The following is a 14,457-nucleotide window of genomic DNA, read 5'->3' as shown; positions in this document are numbered from 1 at the left end:
TTTAAACCTCTATTTCTGAAAAATTAAAGTGCTTACGCACTTGTCCATGCCCAATCAAATCATTAAAAATCGTATAGTTCTCTCGTTCTTTTCGTAGCCTTCCAGCGATAATTGCTGGATGTACCTTCAATTCTCTAGAAAGCTTATCTATGGCCGAATTGCTTGGATTCAAGTAAGCATCGCTGCGTTTCCAAGCTACTCTGGGTATTAAGGCTTCTTTCGCGATTCGATTTGCCTCTACTTCTCTCCGATCCTCAGATGACGCATCAAGATTGTCTAAGAATGTTTCTTCAAGATCGACGTGTTTCCATAAATGGGCAACTTCATGAAGTAACGTAAACCAGAAATTATCCAGTCTATCGAACCGCAAAGTTAGACCTATAATTGGTGTTCCGTCTTCATCTTGCATTGCAGCACCATCTAACAAAGTGCCCTTCAAATGCGGTTCAATAACGACTGCAATGCCGTGTTTCTCCAAAAATTCAACTGCCAAAACTGGTCCATGGTCAAACCAACTTAGTTGGGCTAGTTCGCGCAGGAACGTTGGTGAGAACATGTTATTGTCAAATGATCCCAGTACAGATTTCCGCTCCCTAGCCTTTTGGATCACACGCGCAAGCCAAGCATGAAGCGCATATTGCGTTGCTGGCGAGTACGCATCGCCGCCAAGTGTTCTGCGAAATGCAGTACTTCCAAATTGCATCCCTACGTTAGCAATAAAACTCTGAACCAGTTCTTCAGTGGTCTTAACGGTCTTGTTCGTCAGTTTTTGAAGCCATCCACGAGCGACCATTTCCTTTATTGGGAACCTGCCCCAATCAACATCATCTTTCTCGACCTGTGAAGTTTCCGCATGCTCCACACCTACAAGTGTTTCTGTCGATATACCGAGGCCACTAGAAAGTGCTCGGATCATGTTGACTGTCAGTGGCCGCTTCCTTGCAAGAACTTCTGAGACGCGGCTTCTAGTTCCGAAGTAAGGCACTAGGTCTGCCTGCTTCAAGCCTTGTTCTTGCATACGAAACAATATAGCGCTAATCGGATCAGGCGCTTCTATTGGGTACTTCTGATTCTCGTAGGCTTCAACGAGAACAGAAAGAAGCTCCAATTGTTCCGATGCATTACTTCCCGGTTGCGGATTGCACGCAATTAAGTTTTGTATCTCTAGTAGATACTCTTGGTGCTGCTCTTCTGAGCGAATTACTTTAGCTTCCATTAGCATCTTCATGTCGTTTGTTTTAGATCTACCACAAGGGCAACTGCCTGCGGAAATACCATTGCAACTTCAATAAATTGCAGGCTATGCCCAACAGGGAACTGGAAAACATCATTCGCTAGATTCCGTGCCTTCGGAAATTGACGCAATACATCTCTAGCCATTTTCCAGTTGGCATGTGAAAGCTCTGATACCCAGTTATGCATCCATGCATCTGTTTGATCGTCGTGACCGTAAAGTACTCGAAGACGATTCCTGCCAAGTAGTTTCATAATAGTCGATGTTCGTATTTTGGGAACATTATACAACAAAAAAGAAAGCAATCAAGTTCCCAAAATGAGAAATTTCATGAATTTCACAATTATGTTGTATTGATTTAGGTCTATATGTGCTGAATATTAGGCTCGCCGAAGCCTCAAGCATGACAATATTGAAAAACTTCCGGCTATGGTTCACCGATGACCATCATATGCAAACCAGAAGCATGTCATAAGTTACTCTCCTCAATCGATCACAAGTTCAGGTTCTGGCAAACGTCTCGCAGAAATCTCAGACGCTCCTATGGTCGTGCCATGGACATTCTCTTTGTCAAACTTTTCGTTTGTCCATGAATTTGTTGACAAACAATGTCTTGCATGCAAAACTAAGCATAAGTTTAGTAATTTGCTTATGCGGAGGTTTGAAATGGAAAGCAACGAGGTAGTTGAGATTCGGAAGTTGTTGCGGCTCACTCAAGCTGACTTCGCTCGCTTGTTCGACACCCATGTAATGACTGTGAGTCGTTGGGAACGAGGTACGGCAAGTCCGACTCCGTACCAAGTAGCATTAATGGAGCAGTTTCGGGTGAAGGCACTAGCATCGGAGGCAAAGGCCATTGAAGGACTAAAAACGATGCTTGTTGGCGCGGGAGTTATTGCAGCATTGATATGGCTATTAAGCCAAACTAAGAAATAGAGGAGTCAGGTTTGAATCAAACATTTTTTCCAGTACGCCTGCCAATGGCGATCATCAAACGTGCCAAGCTTTCCGGGCTTGGCGACCATATAGGCATATTGCAACCAGATGGATATGTCTTTCATACGACGGACGACAAGGGACCACATATGACAACCCTTCAAGGGTTCTCAGCTGGTCGCCAAGTGGAGATTGTTGAAGAAATACCCATGCATAAGTACTGGGAGGCTCAAGCACGCATTCAAAGCGAGTTGTTCTCCGGGAAAGCATACAATTTACTGAATAACAACTGCGAAGTGGTTGCCAACAGGATCGCCGGAAATCACCCCGAAAGTAGACAGGTTGCATTCTGGCTCATGGCACTGATGCTGGCTGGTGTAGCAGTTGTGCTTTCGAAGTAAAACGCAGTGCACTGGTCGAACAATCAAAAGGGGATTCTATGGATTGGAATTGGTTTTTCAGTTCACTATCACAGTCTTCGGCGGCGATAGTTGGCATTTTTGGCGCATTTATCATCACCAAAATTCTCTCCAATCAAGCGCAATTTGGTGAAAGAAGCGCTCGCTTCAAGTCTCTGCGGGCAGCTGCCTCAAAGCTGGAGAATAGTGCGAGTAACCTTGCATTTGCATGGTATGTTCGACTAACGGCAGAGAATCAGTTGGAGAAAGCAGAAGACCTCCTTGAGAAAGACGATAACCTAACGTCAGATGATCTCTATGCCAAGCTAAGGTTCCCACCTTATCTTGCGCGCGAAAATGCAATTCGCACTCTTCAATCTGTAAAGGATAGGCGTTCGGCTGCTGCAGAAGCGGAGCGGCAACGCATCCAAAAGATGGCACAACTACAAGCCGAGCGCCGGTCAAAGTTCGGTGCGGCTGGAGCGCTCATGTCGGCGGGGATGAGCGGAGATGGATTCACCATTCCCATGCAACCTCACCTTCCACGCGGACTTGCATCAATTAATAATTTTCATGCCGAACTTCAGAAAGAACGTGAGGCTATCGATGCATTAGAAGTCGAAATACGCCATCACATGCGAACGATTTCAGACTTTCTTGAAGCTACATCTTCAAACCCAGAGTCGTCGGCAGCAATAATGTGGGCTCTTACAATGGTTGCTGCTTTGTTCTTGGTTGGTGTGATATATCCGCTAAGTTTCATGCCTTCACCGGTTCCTTGGACACCTGCCTTGGAGATTCATGGCTTTTGGGATCGCGCGTTTTCATTGCGCGGTATGCTTCTTATATTCATATCTTTAATCTTTCTTTCTGCACTCACAATGTTTGCGCTTATGAATCGTCGAATGCGCTATTCTCCAGACGAAATTCAAGCTTTAGGGAACTTTACCCACATAGGAACTTACTCTAGGTACTATGCGATTGCTGAAGAAAATGAAAGTATAGCGCGCGAAATAGCGAAGTCATCGTAACTAGACGGCGGATTCAATCTGGAAATGCGCCGGACGATGTTAAGGTGATTTTTCAGAGATCGTCTGAAAGGTAAATTAATCCGATGGACAAGGATTCTTACCCCCAAATTAGTGCTGTAGTAGCATCATATGTATTGACTTTGGCATGCATAAGTTTTTCCAAAGCTGTTGCGCGCGCCTTGTCCGCATCGGAGAAGACGCCGATGTATATGCTCCAAAGCTTGGGAACATCTTTAGAGGGAAAGTGCGTTGCACGATTCAAAGCATCGACGATATGAAGGTCGCTGTCGCCGAAGGCAAAACCAAATGTAACGATTGAACCATCAACGCTGCTGAGGTAGTCATAACTATCGGCGAGGTAGGGATTGGCACGAATCTGCGCCAGCTTTTCCTCTCCTGTGCCGGCGGTAACAAACACTGGGTAATCATCCGCATTAATACGAGCACTAATATTTTCGAGCAAATAACCCTCTTGATCGTATTGTTCCTTCTCGACATTAGTTCCTGTGTCAAAGAGTGGTAAGGAACCATGTACATAAAAAACATTTTGCCTCGACCGATTAGGACCCCAGCGCAGTACTGACCAATCTGCTTCCTCGGTCTTGTTTTCAACTTCGACAGGGTTCAGAAGTTCTCGACCAAAGCCATCACACGCACTCGGGATTCCTTGCCGCATTAGCACCCAGTACAGCAGAAGATCGTAATTGGATGTGAAGATCGAACCACCGGTTTCAAGGAATCGGTTCACGAACTTAGCGCATGACGCACTCTTCTCATCTGGCACTTTGAAAACGTGCTCGGGGTGTAGTGACTTGATAGCATCGATCAAGCTTTTTCGAAGGCCATCGTGAACAATTTGGACTTTGGCTTTAAGGGTTTGATCGCCGCCGAGGACATCTAGAAGAACGGAAAATGCATCTAGCTGCTCCATCATTAGTTCAAAATTCTTGGTCTTCATCGCGCCAAGCACGTCGGCGAGCAAGGGGTCCTTAAGACTCTCAACAAAATCAAATAAAGCGTTATATGAGAAGATGGAACTGTCGTATGCCATGCTAAAGCCATTGCCTAATAGCAAATGCGCTTTGCGCTTCTTCTTTGCTAAGGCTGTCATGACTTCTTCAAATGAATCGTAATGCATCGTCTCTTTTCCCCGAGTTACAGGCTTCCGAAATTCGGCATGTCAAGAACCAAGACTTCTTAGATTATAGGAAATGACCTCATCAAGCTGCGAAGTCGATCGCACAAATTCACCAACGATCACCACATGCGTGTTGCCACGCTTCTTGTGGATCGTGGCATCCTCGTCCCAATGACAGTTATCAAGTCCTAGTTGCTTCATGCCATTCCCTTTTGCAAAGAAGTTGTGAGCATTGATCGGTATTGAGTGGCTCCCGTTGGGTCGCCTAATATTCGCTATCTTGGGACTCCAAGAATCATTTCAAGTGCTTGGCTAAAATCATTGCTCCCGATTGGCTAAAAGCTATCGCACATGACTGAACAGATAACCGCCATCATTAATTCCTTGCAAGTCAGCTAAAGCATGTTCAATATGCTACAAATATTAGGTCTAATAGTGCCCAATATTACTATCGTTGGTCTCCCGGAAACAGAAGTAAAAGAGTCCAAGGACCGCGTCAGGGCAGCATTACAAAATGCCCGTTTTGAATTTCCGGCAAAAAGAATCACTGTCAATCTGGCGCCGGCAGATTTGCCAAAAGAATCCGGCCGTTTCGATTTGCCTATCGCCCTTGGTATCCTGGCCGCATCCGGACAGATACCCGCAGATGCCCTCGCACAATACGAATTCGCTGGCGAGTTATCACTGTCGGGTGATTTACGGCCCATCCGTGGTGCACTGGCGATGACCTTCGCGATCTGCAAAAGCACGGCTGACGGACATACAACACCTGCATTTATTTTACCCAGAGCGAATGCCGATGAGGCGGCTTTGGTGACGGAAGCAGCCATTTATCCGGCAGATTCATTGCTTCAGGTTTGTGCTCACTTCGCCGCCATTGACGAAGAAAACAAGCTGCAACGGCATCGCCCGCAGGCTGCAATTCAACATCGCACCTATCCTGATTTTTCCGAAGTCAAAGGTCAGTTACAGGCAAAACGTGCGCTTGAAGTTGCCGCAGCAGGAAATCATTCTGTGCTCATGGTAGGGCCGCCAGGAACGGGGAAATCTATGCTGGCTGCACGCTTCCCCGGAATACTGCCGTCAATGACGGATCAGGAAGCGCTGGAATCAGCCGCAGTACAATCCCTGACTTCGGGTTTCTCTATCGATAAATGGAAATCGCGCCCTTTTCGAGCACCTCACCATACAGCATCTGCCGTTGCACTGGTTGGCGGCGGTGGCACGCCACGTCCGGGCGAAATTTCACTGGCTCATCAGGGCGTTTTATTTCTTGATGAACTTCCCGAGTTCGATCGGCGCGTTCTCGAAGTGCTGCGGGAACCACTGGAATCCGGACACATCACCATTTCCCGCGCTGCCCGGCAAGCGGATTTTCCAGCCCGCTTTCAACTGATCGCCGCCATGAATCCTTGTCCCTGCGGCTACTTCGGCCACAGTAATGGCAAATGCCGTTGCACGCCGGACAGTATTGCTCGTTATCAGGATAAAATTTCCGGCCCTTTGCTGGACCGCATTGATTTACAGATTCAAGTAGCAGCATTACCGCACGAGGATCTGTTGAAACAAGCGACAGGAGAATCCAGCCCGGTGGTGGCGCAACGTGTCGAAGCCGCATTTGAGCGCCAGCAACGACGTCAGGGCAAGGTCAACAATTTACTCTCCACGACAGAAATCGATACTTACTGCCGCCCGGACAGCAGTGCAGATCAGTTGCTGAAAAATGCCATGAGTAAATTTAACTGGTCAGCCCGCGCCTATCATCGCGTATTGAAAGTAGCGCGTACCATCGCCGATCTGGCTGGTGCAGATCACATCAGTTCGGCCCATGTTGCGGAAGCAATACAGTACCGGCGGGCATTACGCGAGCATTGACTATAAACATGCATTGAAAAAGCCGAGGCCATGACCAGATAGTGCCCATATCGCTTATTTCAGGAGAAAACGATGTCGCCACAAGAAATGCAGGTTCTGCAAAATTTTCTCGCCCAGCTGGTTCAGGTACAAGGCGTCGCCAAAGACCCGCAAGCCGCCAGTCTGATCAGCGAGGCAATCAGCAAGCAGCCGGATGCAAGCTACTTATTAGTACAACGGGCCTTATTACTGGAACAGGCGCTGGCGAATGCAAACAGCCAGATTGCAAGCCTGCAGGCAGATTTGCGTGAGCAACAAGCACTCAATGCGACACAAAATCCGACGACACCCACACAATTTCTCGATCCTGCCGCAAGTAACTGGGGCAACAGTGCCAGCAGTCGCCCGCTAAATATTCCGTCCAATACCGGCACCTCAGTCACTGGAGCACCTTTAGCGGCCTATCCGGCGATGGCAGCCGTGCCTGTCAGCCAGCCAGGCGCCGTCGCAACGGCGCCTGCAAGCAGTTTTTTCGGTAATACGGGTGGCAGCATGCTGGGGACCGTCGCTGCAACAGCCGCGAGTGTCGCTGCTGGTGCCTTTTTGTTTCAGGGCATCAGCCATCTGATGAATGGCAATTCGCATCAGACAATGGCAGACAACTCCTCAACGGCTAATCTCAACGATGCTGACGGCGGACTGCTCCCCGGCTATTTTGATCAGGATCAGGCCGACAGCTCGCCACTGGAAAGTCTGCCTGACGAGAGTGACGACGTCATCTGACCTGTTACTTTTAATGAGGTAACGCTCACAATCGGTTGCATTTCGTCACTCGCAGGTCATCCAATTGCCGGACAATCCGTTGTATGCTGATGGCCATCGATAGTGCCCGGAGAAGTGACTTCCATGTTGAGCGACTCACCTTTACAGCGTCTGCTGGCTTTAAGCCCGGTTTTCATCCTCATTTTCGCAATGTCAGGATGCACGACGTCGCCCGCGCCAAACAAGGTAACGGATGCCGGGCCATCCAGATTTCTTCCTCCCAGCAGCAATACTTTTGCGAAAGCGAACGTCCAGCCAGAGCTGTTGCTCAACCGGCTGACCTGGGGTAGTAACTTCTCAACTTATCAACAATTGCAAGCGGTTGGCATGGACAAGTTCCTTGACCAACAACTGCGTGGACGCGCCAGCGTCGTGCCGCCAACAGTGCAGGCGCAAATCAGCGCGATGACGATTTCACAGCAACCGATAGAGAATATCGTCAGGGAGCTGGAGCATAAACGCGTCGTCGCCGAACAGCAAAAGGGCACCGATGACAGCCTGCGGAAAGAGTATCAGCAAGAGTTGAACCGTCTGGCCAAAGAAGCTGCAACACGCTCGCTTTTACGCGATATCTATTCACCGAATCAGTTGCAGGAACAAATGACATGGTTCTGGATGAATCATTTCAACATCCACGCAGGCAAACATAATCTGCGGGCCATGGTCGGCGATTTTGAGGAACACGCGATACGCCCGCATGCTCTGGGTAATTTCCGCGAATTACTCAAAGCCACCGTGTATCACCCGGCGATGTTGCGCTATCTCGATAACGAACATAATGCGAATGGCCGTATTAACGAGAACTATGCCCGTGAATTAATGGAATTACACACGATGGGCGTCAATAGTGGCTATACCCAGAAAGACGTGCAGGAACTGGCACGGGTGCTGACTGGCGTCGGTGTTAATCTGGGCACAGACACACCAAGACTTAAAGCCGAATTAAGTAAATTTTATCTGCGTAAGGGTTTATTTGAATTCAATCCGCAGCGACACGACTTTGGCAACAAGCAGATATTAGGTAACAACATCAAAGGTCGCGGTATCAGTGAAGTTGAGGAAACGCTGACACTGCTGAGCCGGCAACCAGCGACAGCGCGCTTTATCAGCCGGAAACTGGCGACGTATTTCGTCTCTGACACGCCGTCAGAAAACCTGATACAAGCGATGGCTAACAGCTTTCTGCAAAGCGATGGCGATATTCCCGTCACCTTGCGCACGATGTTTGACTCGCAGGAATTTATTGCTTCCTTAGGACGCAAATTCAAAGATCCTGTGCACTACGCCGTTTCCTCCATGCGGCTAGCGTACGACGGGAGTTGCATCGTCAATGCCGCTCCGATCATCAACTGGCTTAACGTGATGGGGCAGCCATTCAACGGCAGGCAGACGCCGGACGGATACGCCATGACAGAAAGTGCCTGGGCGAGCCCCGGACAAATGACAGTCCGCTTTGATGTCGCCCGCAGTATCGCCTATGGCACGCCTGCACTCTTCAAAACAGATCAGCAGATTTCAGCAGAAAAACCGCGTACGCCGGCCATTGCAAGCTCGTTGTATGTCAAAAACTGGGTGCAGTCATTCAGCAAGGACACACAACAGACATTACAACAGGCAGCCACACCCGCAGAGTGGAGTACCTTATTTCTCGCCTCGCCGGAAATGATGCGCCGTTAGCAAATAAACGCGGGTACAGTGATCGACAACTGACCATATGATGAACAAGCAGACCGGATGAAAGTCAACATGAATCGTCGCCAATTATTGCAGTGCCTGGCCAGCATGGCTGCGTTGCCGGGTGTTACTTACAGTAGTCAGTTACTTGCGGCACCGGCTACGCAAAACCGTCTGTTGCTGGTATTTTTACGTGGCGCTTACGATGCCAGCAATTTTCTGGTGCCGACGGCCAGTGATTTTTATTATGAATCCCGTCCGACCATTGCAATCAGACGCCCCGGCAACGAACCAGGCGGTGCTATCGCATTGAATGCCGACTGGGGTTTGCATCCGGCATTGCGCGACACGCTCTACCCTATGTATCAGAGTAAGGAAATCGCCTTTATTCCTTTTGCCGGTATCGACGATGTATCGCGCAGTCATTTTGAAACGCAGGACAGTATAGAACTCGGGCAAGCACTCAATACCACCCGGAATTTTCATTCTGGCTTTTTAAACCGCCTGGCAGCCGTAATAAATGGCGGGAAAAATGACGGAAAATCTGCCCCGGCAATGGCATTTACTGATCAACTGCCACTTATTTTGCAAGGTAATGTACAAGTCGGGAATACAGCATTAAAAAGCATTGCAAAATCCGGTCTGAACGAACACCAGAACCAACTGATAGAACAAATGTATCGCAAGACCGCGCTGGCGCAACAAGTCAATGAGGGCTTCGCCGTTCGCCAGGAAGTGGTGAAAGAGATGCAGGAAGAAATGAACGCAGCCAACCGCAATGCGATCAGCACTAAAGGATTTGAACTGGAAGCGCAGCGCATTGCCAGAATGATGCGGGAAAAATATGCACTAGGATTTATTGATGTCGGTGGCTGGGATACCCACGTGAATCAGGGTGCAGAAACAGGCGTGCTGGCAAATAAGTTCGAGGAACTCGGACGTGGTCTGCTCGCCTACAAGAATGCCATGGGCGACCAGTGGCGTAACACGACTGTCGTTGTGATCAGCGAATTCGGACGTACGTTCCGTGAAAATGGAAAACGTGGCACTGACCACGGGCATGGCAGCGTTTATTGGGTGCTCGGTGGAAGCGTACGCGGTGGTCAGATTTACGGGGAACAGGTCGCACTGACGCCAAGCCAATTATTTCAAAATCGCGACTATCCGGTATTGAATGAATATCGTGCCGTACTTGGCGGACTGTTCAGTCGTATATATGGACTCAATCCCCGGCAACTCGACACCGTTTTCAATGGAATCAAAGGACGGGACTTAGGTTTGATATAAGCGATTGCGACGCCGCCACAATCGGCAAATCAATGTAAAAATGAGCACCGCCGCCCTGCTCAGGGGGCAAGTTATAAAAACCTATTTCACCGTGCATTTGCTGAATAATCACTTTGGAAATCGCCAATCCCAGACCCGTTCCGCCTTTGGCTCTCGTATCAGACGAATCAGCCTGAGAAAATTTCTTAAAAATTCTGTCTCTGAAGTTTTCCGGCACGCCGCCGCCCTGATCGGTAACCAATATACGTACCGAACAAGCGCTGACGACTAACGCAATAACACGCACAACACCACCTTCCGGTGAGTATTTGCAGGCATTCGAGATCAGATTGGCGAGTACCTGCTGGAAACGTCCCTGATCAACATTAATTTCAATGGGCCGTATTCTTGTCAAATCCACATCAATTTCCAGCCGGACGCCGCGCCCCTCTGCAATACTTTGATTTTGTTGCACAGCAAGTTCGAGCAAGCTGAGTAAATGCAGGCGTTCAAATGCGAAATCCATTTTCCCGGCCTCAATTTTCTGAATATCGAGTAAATCATTGATCAGGCGCGTCAGACTTTCACTATTTTTATGCGCCATCAAAATCAAAGGCTGCAGTTTTTCTGGTATTGATCCTGCCGCCCCTCCGACCAATAACCCAAGAGCGCCGCGAATCGCTGTCAAAGGCGTGCGTAATTCATGGCTGACCGTAGAAATGAATTCATTCTTCATGCGATCTATTTTGCGACGCTCAGAAATGTCACGCACGATGGTGATCAACTTACGTTTTCCAGCCAGACTATATTCACTGATCGACAGTTCAGCCGGAAACAAGCTGCCATCTCTGCGCAGGCGTTCCGTTTCTATACGCAAACGCCTTGTTTGCTGGAAATCATCGTTATTGATCGCAATTTCCAGCATATCGAGCTTGCCATCCGGTGAGAACAAATGATTTGCCTTGCCCACCACCTCCTCGGATGAATACCCGTAGATGGCAACAGCAGCAGGATTAATGGCTTCGACAATGCCGGTATCATCCGTCATCACAATACCATCAGCAGCATTCTGAAAAATCGCCTGCAAGCGGTCGGATGATTCTTTTAGTGCTTTCTGCTGTTCCGTCAGATTTTGCAACAGTCTGGTCTGGTTCCGGTTAATGACATCAGCCTCCCGTTTCAGCTCCGTCATCACCTGCATATCACTTTCTTTTTGTATGAATAACTGTATCAATACGCGAAATGCAGCGATCACGGCTGCAATGGCAGCAACGGTCACAATAGCAACCGCCAGGCTGATCGCATGCCAGTCAGATAAATACAGATTTTCATCCACAGAAAAATAAACAATCAATGGATATTTTTCAAGATATTGGATAGCCGTTATGCTGGGCTTCCCATATTCAAGAGCGGAAGTATCAGAGGTGATCACAAGCGATTTTCTATCGTCTGCATCGATACTGCGATGGTGAATGCTGGCTGCAGCGTGCTTCGTTCCCATGACTGCTTCAGTGTCCGGCCAGCGAGCCAGGTAAGTAAAATCGTCTCTCAGCAGTGAAATAGAAACATGACCATCAACGTTCAGTTTTTCATAAAATTTGGTGTAAAACTTCGGTGAGATGCCAATGATGGCAACGCCAATAAACTCACCGTCACTGCCAGTCAGGCGATGGCTGAGAAAAAATATCCAGTCGCCAGTCGTTTTGCTGCGCACCGGATTACTGAGATAAATTCCCTGCGTAGGATGATCGCGCTGCACCTGAAAATAGTCGCGATCAGCAAGGTTATAGGCGGGTGACGGAAAATTTCTGGACGTACTGATGACATTCCCATTGACGTCGAGAATAGAAATGACCTCAATCGCCGGAAACAGGGCAACCTTTTCTTTCAGAAACTGATGGAAATCGTAAGTGCCAAGTTTGGATGACAGGTATTCTGCGCTGATACTCCAACGGTCTTGTATTCGTTCAGCGATATTACCCAGGGCAGTGTAAGCAAAATCCATCTGCTGACTGGTGTTTTCTGCCAGCACAACGCTGAAGGTTTCGGTCTGCTTTTCCCACTTATGTATTTCTTGCAAACGCAGCGTCCAGACAAATACGCCGGCAGCAAGCACAATTGCCACCACCAGACTGATTGCAAATGTTTTAGCAATACGACTGGTATGTAGTCCCGTTTGTATCATGTTGAAAATCAGTCTTAATCATGTTGGAAATTCAAAAATCGAATCTCAGCTCGGGCAAATTCAGCTCTGCAATGCGCGCATTAAAACAAAAACGTTCATCCATACCTTGCGTAACTTACCTGGAATCTGAAATTTGTGAAATGATAGGCTGTCTAAATTGGCAATTTATCCTATTCAATGGGAAAGTACCATGATCAAGCGGATTTTTTTATTTCTCATCATTGCCCTGCTAAGTTTAGTTCTGGTCATTGGCGCAAATACGCTGCGTCAGTCTTCCAGACAAATACCGGTACAACCAGCAGTCATAGTCAAGCTTGACGAACAGGCGGCAGCGCAACGTCTGGCAAGCGCCTTACGCCTGCCAACGATAGCAAATGCCGACAAAGTGCAAACGCAATCAACGGCGTTTAACGCGTTACATACCTTACTGGAAAAGTCTTTTCCTTTGGTTCATGCAAAATTACAACGCGATATCGTCGCGGAACATAGTCTGCTGTATCGCTGGCAAGGCACGGATACCAATACCAGACCGATATTGCTGATGGCGCATCAGGATGTCGTACCGGTAGCACCCGGCACAGAGCACTTGTGGCAACAGCCGCCATTTGCCGGCGAGATAAAAGATGGTTTCATCTGGGGACGCGGTGCGTGGGACGATAAAGGCAATTTGTTTGCCATGATGGAAGCGATAGAAACAGCGCTTGCCTCAGGCTTTCAGCCTCGCCAGACAATTTATCTGGCCTTTGGGCATGACGAAGAAGTCGGCGGTCTGCATGGTGCGAAAGCGATTGCGACATTGTTAGAAAGCCGGAACATCCGCTTCGAATTCATACTGGATGAAGGAATGCTGGTCACCGAAGGTATCTTAAAAGGTCTGGACCAGTCTGCCGCGCTGATAGGCGTTGCCGAAAAAGGTTATGCCAGCATGCAGCTGAGTCTGGATGCCACGCCCGGTCATTCATCTATGCCGCCACAAAAAACAGCCATAGGTATGATGAGCAACGCGCTGAGCAAACTCGAACAACATCAGTTGCCAGCCAATATTCGTGGCATCGCACTCGATATGTTTGAAACGATAGCGCCTGAAATGCATGGTCTGAACCGCGTCTTATTATCTAATTTGTGGTTATTCGCTCCTCTGGTACAACATGAACTTGAAAAAAGCGCCAGCACGAATGCAACACTGAGAACGACCACCGCACTGACGATGGTTCATGCAGGGAACAAAGATAATGTCCTGCCCGGACAAATTCAGGCAACCGTGAATTTCCGTACCTTACCGGGTGATACTCAGACCAGTGTGATGGAACACATCAAAACCACCATCGGTAATGATGCTATCCGCATCAACTCGCTCAACGGGAATTCTGAACCATCCAGAGTGTCGCCAGTAAACTCTGACGCATACCGGATGCTGCACAAGACAATACGTGAAGTCTTCGCCAATACCATCGTCGCGCCAGGCTTAATGCTGGGCGCAACCGACTCACGTCATTTTGAAAAACTGAGTCCGAATATATTTAAATTTTCACCAGTCAGGGCAACTAGTGAGGATTTACCACGTTTTCATGGAACAAATGAACGCATCTCTGTTAAAAATTACCTAGAAATGGTACGGTTTTATCACCAGCTTTTAACCAGAACTCATTTCATCAATAGGGATGAGTGCGAGCAAGGCGATTCGGGATGCAGTGCAAGGCGTGACGCGCAGCTAAGGCTGGCGCCTTAGCAAGCGGCGCAACGTAGCAATGCGCCCGAATCGCCAGCTCCCGGAGGGTTTGCCTCATAACGCGTGCCGGACTGCGTTGGACTCGTTGTCAATAGACCCGCTATTGACTGCCTCGTCCGCCTTGCCAGCCCACGTTATGAGACAAACGCATCTCACCCCTATTGATGAAATGAGTTCTTATAACAGTAAA

13 protein-coding genes are annotated in these 14,457 nt (G+C 48.4%); 8 read left to right on the top strand and 5 right to left on the bottom strand.

The genetic code is table 11. The features are described from left to right. Nucleotide 1 precedes the first annotated feature (1 nt). Together H8K26_RS01405 and H8K26_RS01400 are read right to left on the bottom strand one after the other, a co-directional pair. Nucleotides 2–1,216, bottom strand: a complete 1,215-nt coding sequence (locus H8K26_RS01405) for an ImmA/IrrE family metallo-endopeptidase (RefSeq protein WP_190476825.1) — start codon at nt 1,214–1,216, stop codon at nt 2–4. Nucleotides 1,217–1,224: 8 nt separating this feature from the next. Next, complete coding sequence (locus H8K26_RS01400; protein WP_190476823.1) at nt 1,225–1,488, bottom strand: type II toxin-antitoxin system HigB family toxin; 264 nt, start codon at nt 1,486–1,488, stop codon at nt 1,225–1,227. Nucleotides 1,489–1,777: 289 nt separating this feature from the next. Here H8K26_RS01400 and H8K26_RS17985 point away from each other — a divergent pair, with 289 nt between their 5' ends. The 3 genes from H8K26_RS17985 to H8K26_RS01385 are packed head-to-tail and all read left to right on the top strand — an operon-like array spanning nt 1,778 to nt 3,599. Beyond that, entirely contained in the window at nt 1,778–2,170 is a 393-nt protein-coding gene (locus H8K26_RS17985; RefSeq protein WP_399320021.1) for a helix-turn-helix domain-containing protein, read from the top strand. Between the two features lie 11 nt (nt 2,171–2,181). Continuing rightward, the gene (locus tag H8K26_RS01390) at nt 2,182–2,571 is read left to right on the top strand and encodes a hypothetical protein (protein WP_190476819.1); all 390 of its coding nucleotides are present in this window, start codon (nt 2,182–2,184) and stop codon (nt 2,569–2,571) included. 38 nt (nt 2,572–2,609) lie between these two features. Further along, a complete protein-coding gene (locus tag H8K26_RS01385; RefSeq protein WP_190476817.1) occupies nt 2,610–3,599 on the top strand; it encodes a hypothetical protein in 990 nt (329 codons plus the stop codon). Nucleotides 3,600–3,696: 97 nt separating this feature from the next. Here H8K26_RS01385 and H8K26_RS01380 read toward each other — a convergent pair whose 3' ends face one another. Then, a complete protein-coding gene (locus H8K26_RS01380) occupies nt 3,697–4,737 on the bottom strand; it encodes a DUF4917 family protein (protein WP_190476815.1) in 1,041 nt (346 codons plus the stop codon). Between the two features lie 42 nt (nt 4,738–4,779). Further along, the gene (locus tag H8K26_RS01375) at nt 4,780–4,938 is read right to left on the bottom strand and encodes a hypothetical protein (protein WP_190476813.1); all 159 of its coding nucleotides are present in this window, start codon (nt 4,936–4,938) and stop codon (nt 4,780–4,782) included. A 234-nt stretch (nt 4,939–5,172) separates the two neighbouring features. On the opposite strand from H8K26_RS01375, the gene H8K26_RS01370 reads away from it, so the two are divergent. The 4 genes from H8K26_RS01370 to H8K26_RS01355 all read left to right on the top strand — a co-directional run bounded on the left by H8K26_RS01370 (nt 5,173) and on the right by H8K26_RS01355 (nt 10,374). Next, nucleotides 5,173–6,612, top strand: a complete 1,440-nt coding sequence (locus H8K26_RS01370) for a YifB family Mg chelatase-like AAA ATPase (protein WP_317889227.1) — start codon at nt 5,173–5,175, stop codon at nt 6,610–6,612. Nucleotides 6,613–6,684: 72 nt separating this feature from the next. Beyond that, the gene (locus tag H8K26_RS01365) at nt 6,685–7,374 is read left to right on the top strand and encodes a DUF2076 domain-containing protein (protein ID WP_190476809.1); all 690 of its coding nucleotides are present in this window, start codon (nt 6,685–6,687) and stop codon (nt 7,372–7,374) included. A 123-nt stretch (nt 7,375–7,497) separates the two neighbouring features. Beyond that, a complete protein-coding gene (locus H8K26_RS01360) occupies nt 7,498–9,090 on the top strand; it encodes a DUF1800 domain-containing protein (RefSeq protein ID WP_190476807.1) in 1,593 nt (530 codons plus the stop codon). 69 nt (nt 9,091–9,159) lie between these two features. Beyond that, nucleotides 9,160–10,374 (top strand): DUF1501 domain-containing protein, encoded by a 1,215-nt coding sequence (locus H8K26_RS01355; RefSeq protein ID WP_190477592.1) that lies wholly within the window; start codon nt 9,160–9,162, stop codon nt 10,372–10,374. Here H8K26_RS01355 and H8K26_RS01350 read toward each other — a convergent pair. Further along, complete coding sequence (locus H8K26_RS01350; protein WP_190476805.1) at nt 10,346–12,538, bottom strand: ATP-binding protein; 2,193 nt, start codon at nt 12,536–12,538, stop codon at nt 10,346–10,348. The two genes, H8K26_RS01355 and H8K26_RS01350, sit on opposite strands and share 29 nt — an antisense overlap. Before the next feature lie 190 nt (nt 12,539–12,728). Between H8K26_RS01350 and H8K26_RS01345 the strand changes: the two genes are divergently transcribed. Next, nucleotides 12,729–14,267, top strand: a complete 1,539-nt coding sequence (locus H8K26_RS01345; protein ID WP_190476803.1) for a M20 family peptidase — start codon at nt 12,729–12,731, stop codon at nt 14,265–14,267. Nucleotides 14,268–14,457 lie beyond the last annotated feature (190 nt).

Origin of the sequence: Cognatundibacterium aquatile (assembly GCF_014699135.1) — a bacterium.
In the GTDB taxonomy this organism is placed as follows: Bacteria; Pseudomonadota; Gammaproteobacteria; order Burkholderiales; family Burkholderiaceae_D; genus Undibacterium; species Undibacterium aquatile.
This window is presented reverse-complemented; position numbering and strand designations above follow the sequence as displayed.

Excerpts from the sequence above, each read along its gene's own strand:
- H8K26_RS01360 (WP_190476807.1), top strand. The coding sequence starts at position 7,498 with ATGTTGAGCGACTCACCTTTACAGCGTCTGCTGGCTTTAAGCCCGGTT.
- H8K26_RS01355 (WP_190477592.1), top strand. The coding sequence starts at position 9,160 with ATGAATCGTCGCCAATTATTGCAGTGCCTGGCCAGCATGGCTGCGTTG.
- H8K26_RS01380 (WP_190476815.1), bottom strand. The coding sequence starts at position 4,737 with ATGCATTACGATTCATTTGAAGAAGTCATGACAGCCTTAGCAAAGAAG.
- H8K26_RS17985 (WP_399320021.1), top strand. The coding sequence starts at position 1,778 with ATGGTCGTGCCATGGACATTCTCTTTGTCAAACTTTTCGTTTGTCCAT.
- H8K26_RS01365 (WP_190476809.1), top strand. The coding sequence starts at position 6,685 with ATGTCGCCACAAGAAATGCAGGTTCTGCAAAATTTTCTCGCCCAGCTG.
- H8K26_RS01350 (WP_190476805.1), bottom strand. The coding sequence starts at position 12,538 with ATGATACAAACGGGACTACATACCAGTCGTATTGCTAAAACATTTGCA.
- H8K26_RS01375 (WP_190476813.1), bottom strand. The coding sequence starts at position 4,938 with ATGAAGCAACTAGGACTTGATAACTGTCATTGGGACGAGGATGCCACG.
- H8K26_RS01385 (WP_190476817.1), top strand. The coding sequence starts at position 2,610 with ATGGATTGGAATTGGTTTTTCAGTTCACTATCACAGTCTTCGGCGGCG.
- H8K26_RS01400 (WP_190476823.1), bottom strand. The coding sequence starts at position 1,488 with ATGAAACTACTTGGCAGGAATCGTCTTCGAGTACTTTACGGTCACGAC.
- H8K26_RS01405 (WP_190476825.1), bottom strand. The coding sequence starts at position 1,216 with ATGGAAGCTAAAGTAATTCGCTCAGAAGAGCAGCACCAAGAGTATCTA.
- H8K26_RS01345 (WP_190476803.1), top strand. The coding sequence starts at position 12,729 with ATGATCAAGCGGATTTTTTTATTTCTCATCATTGCCCTGCTAAGTTTA.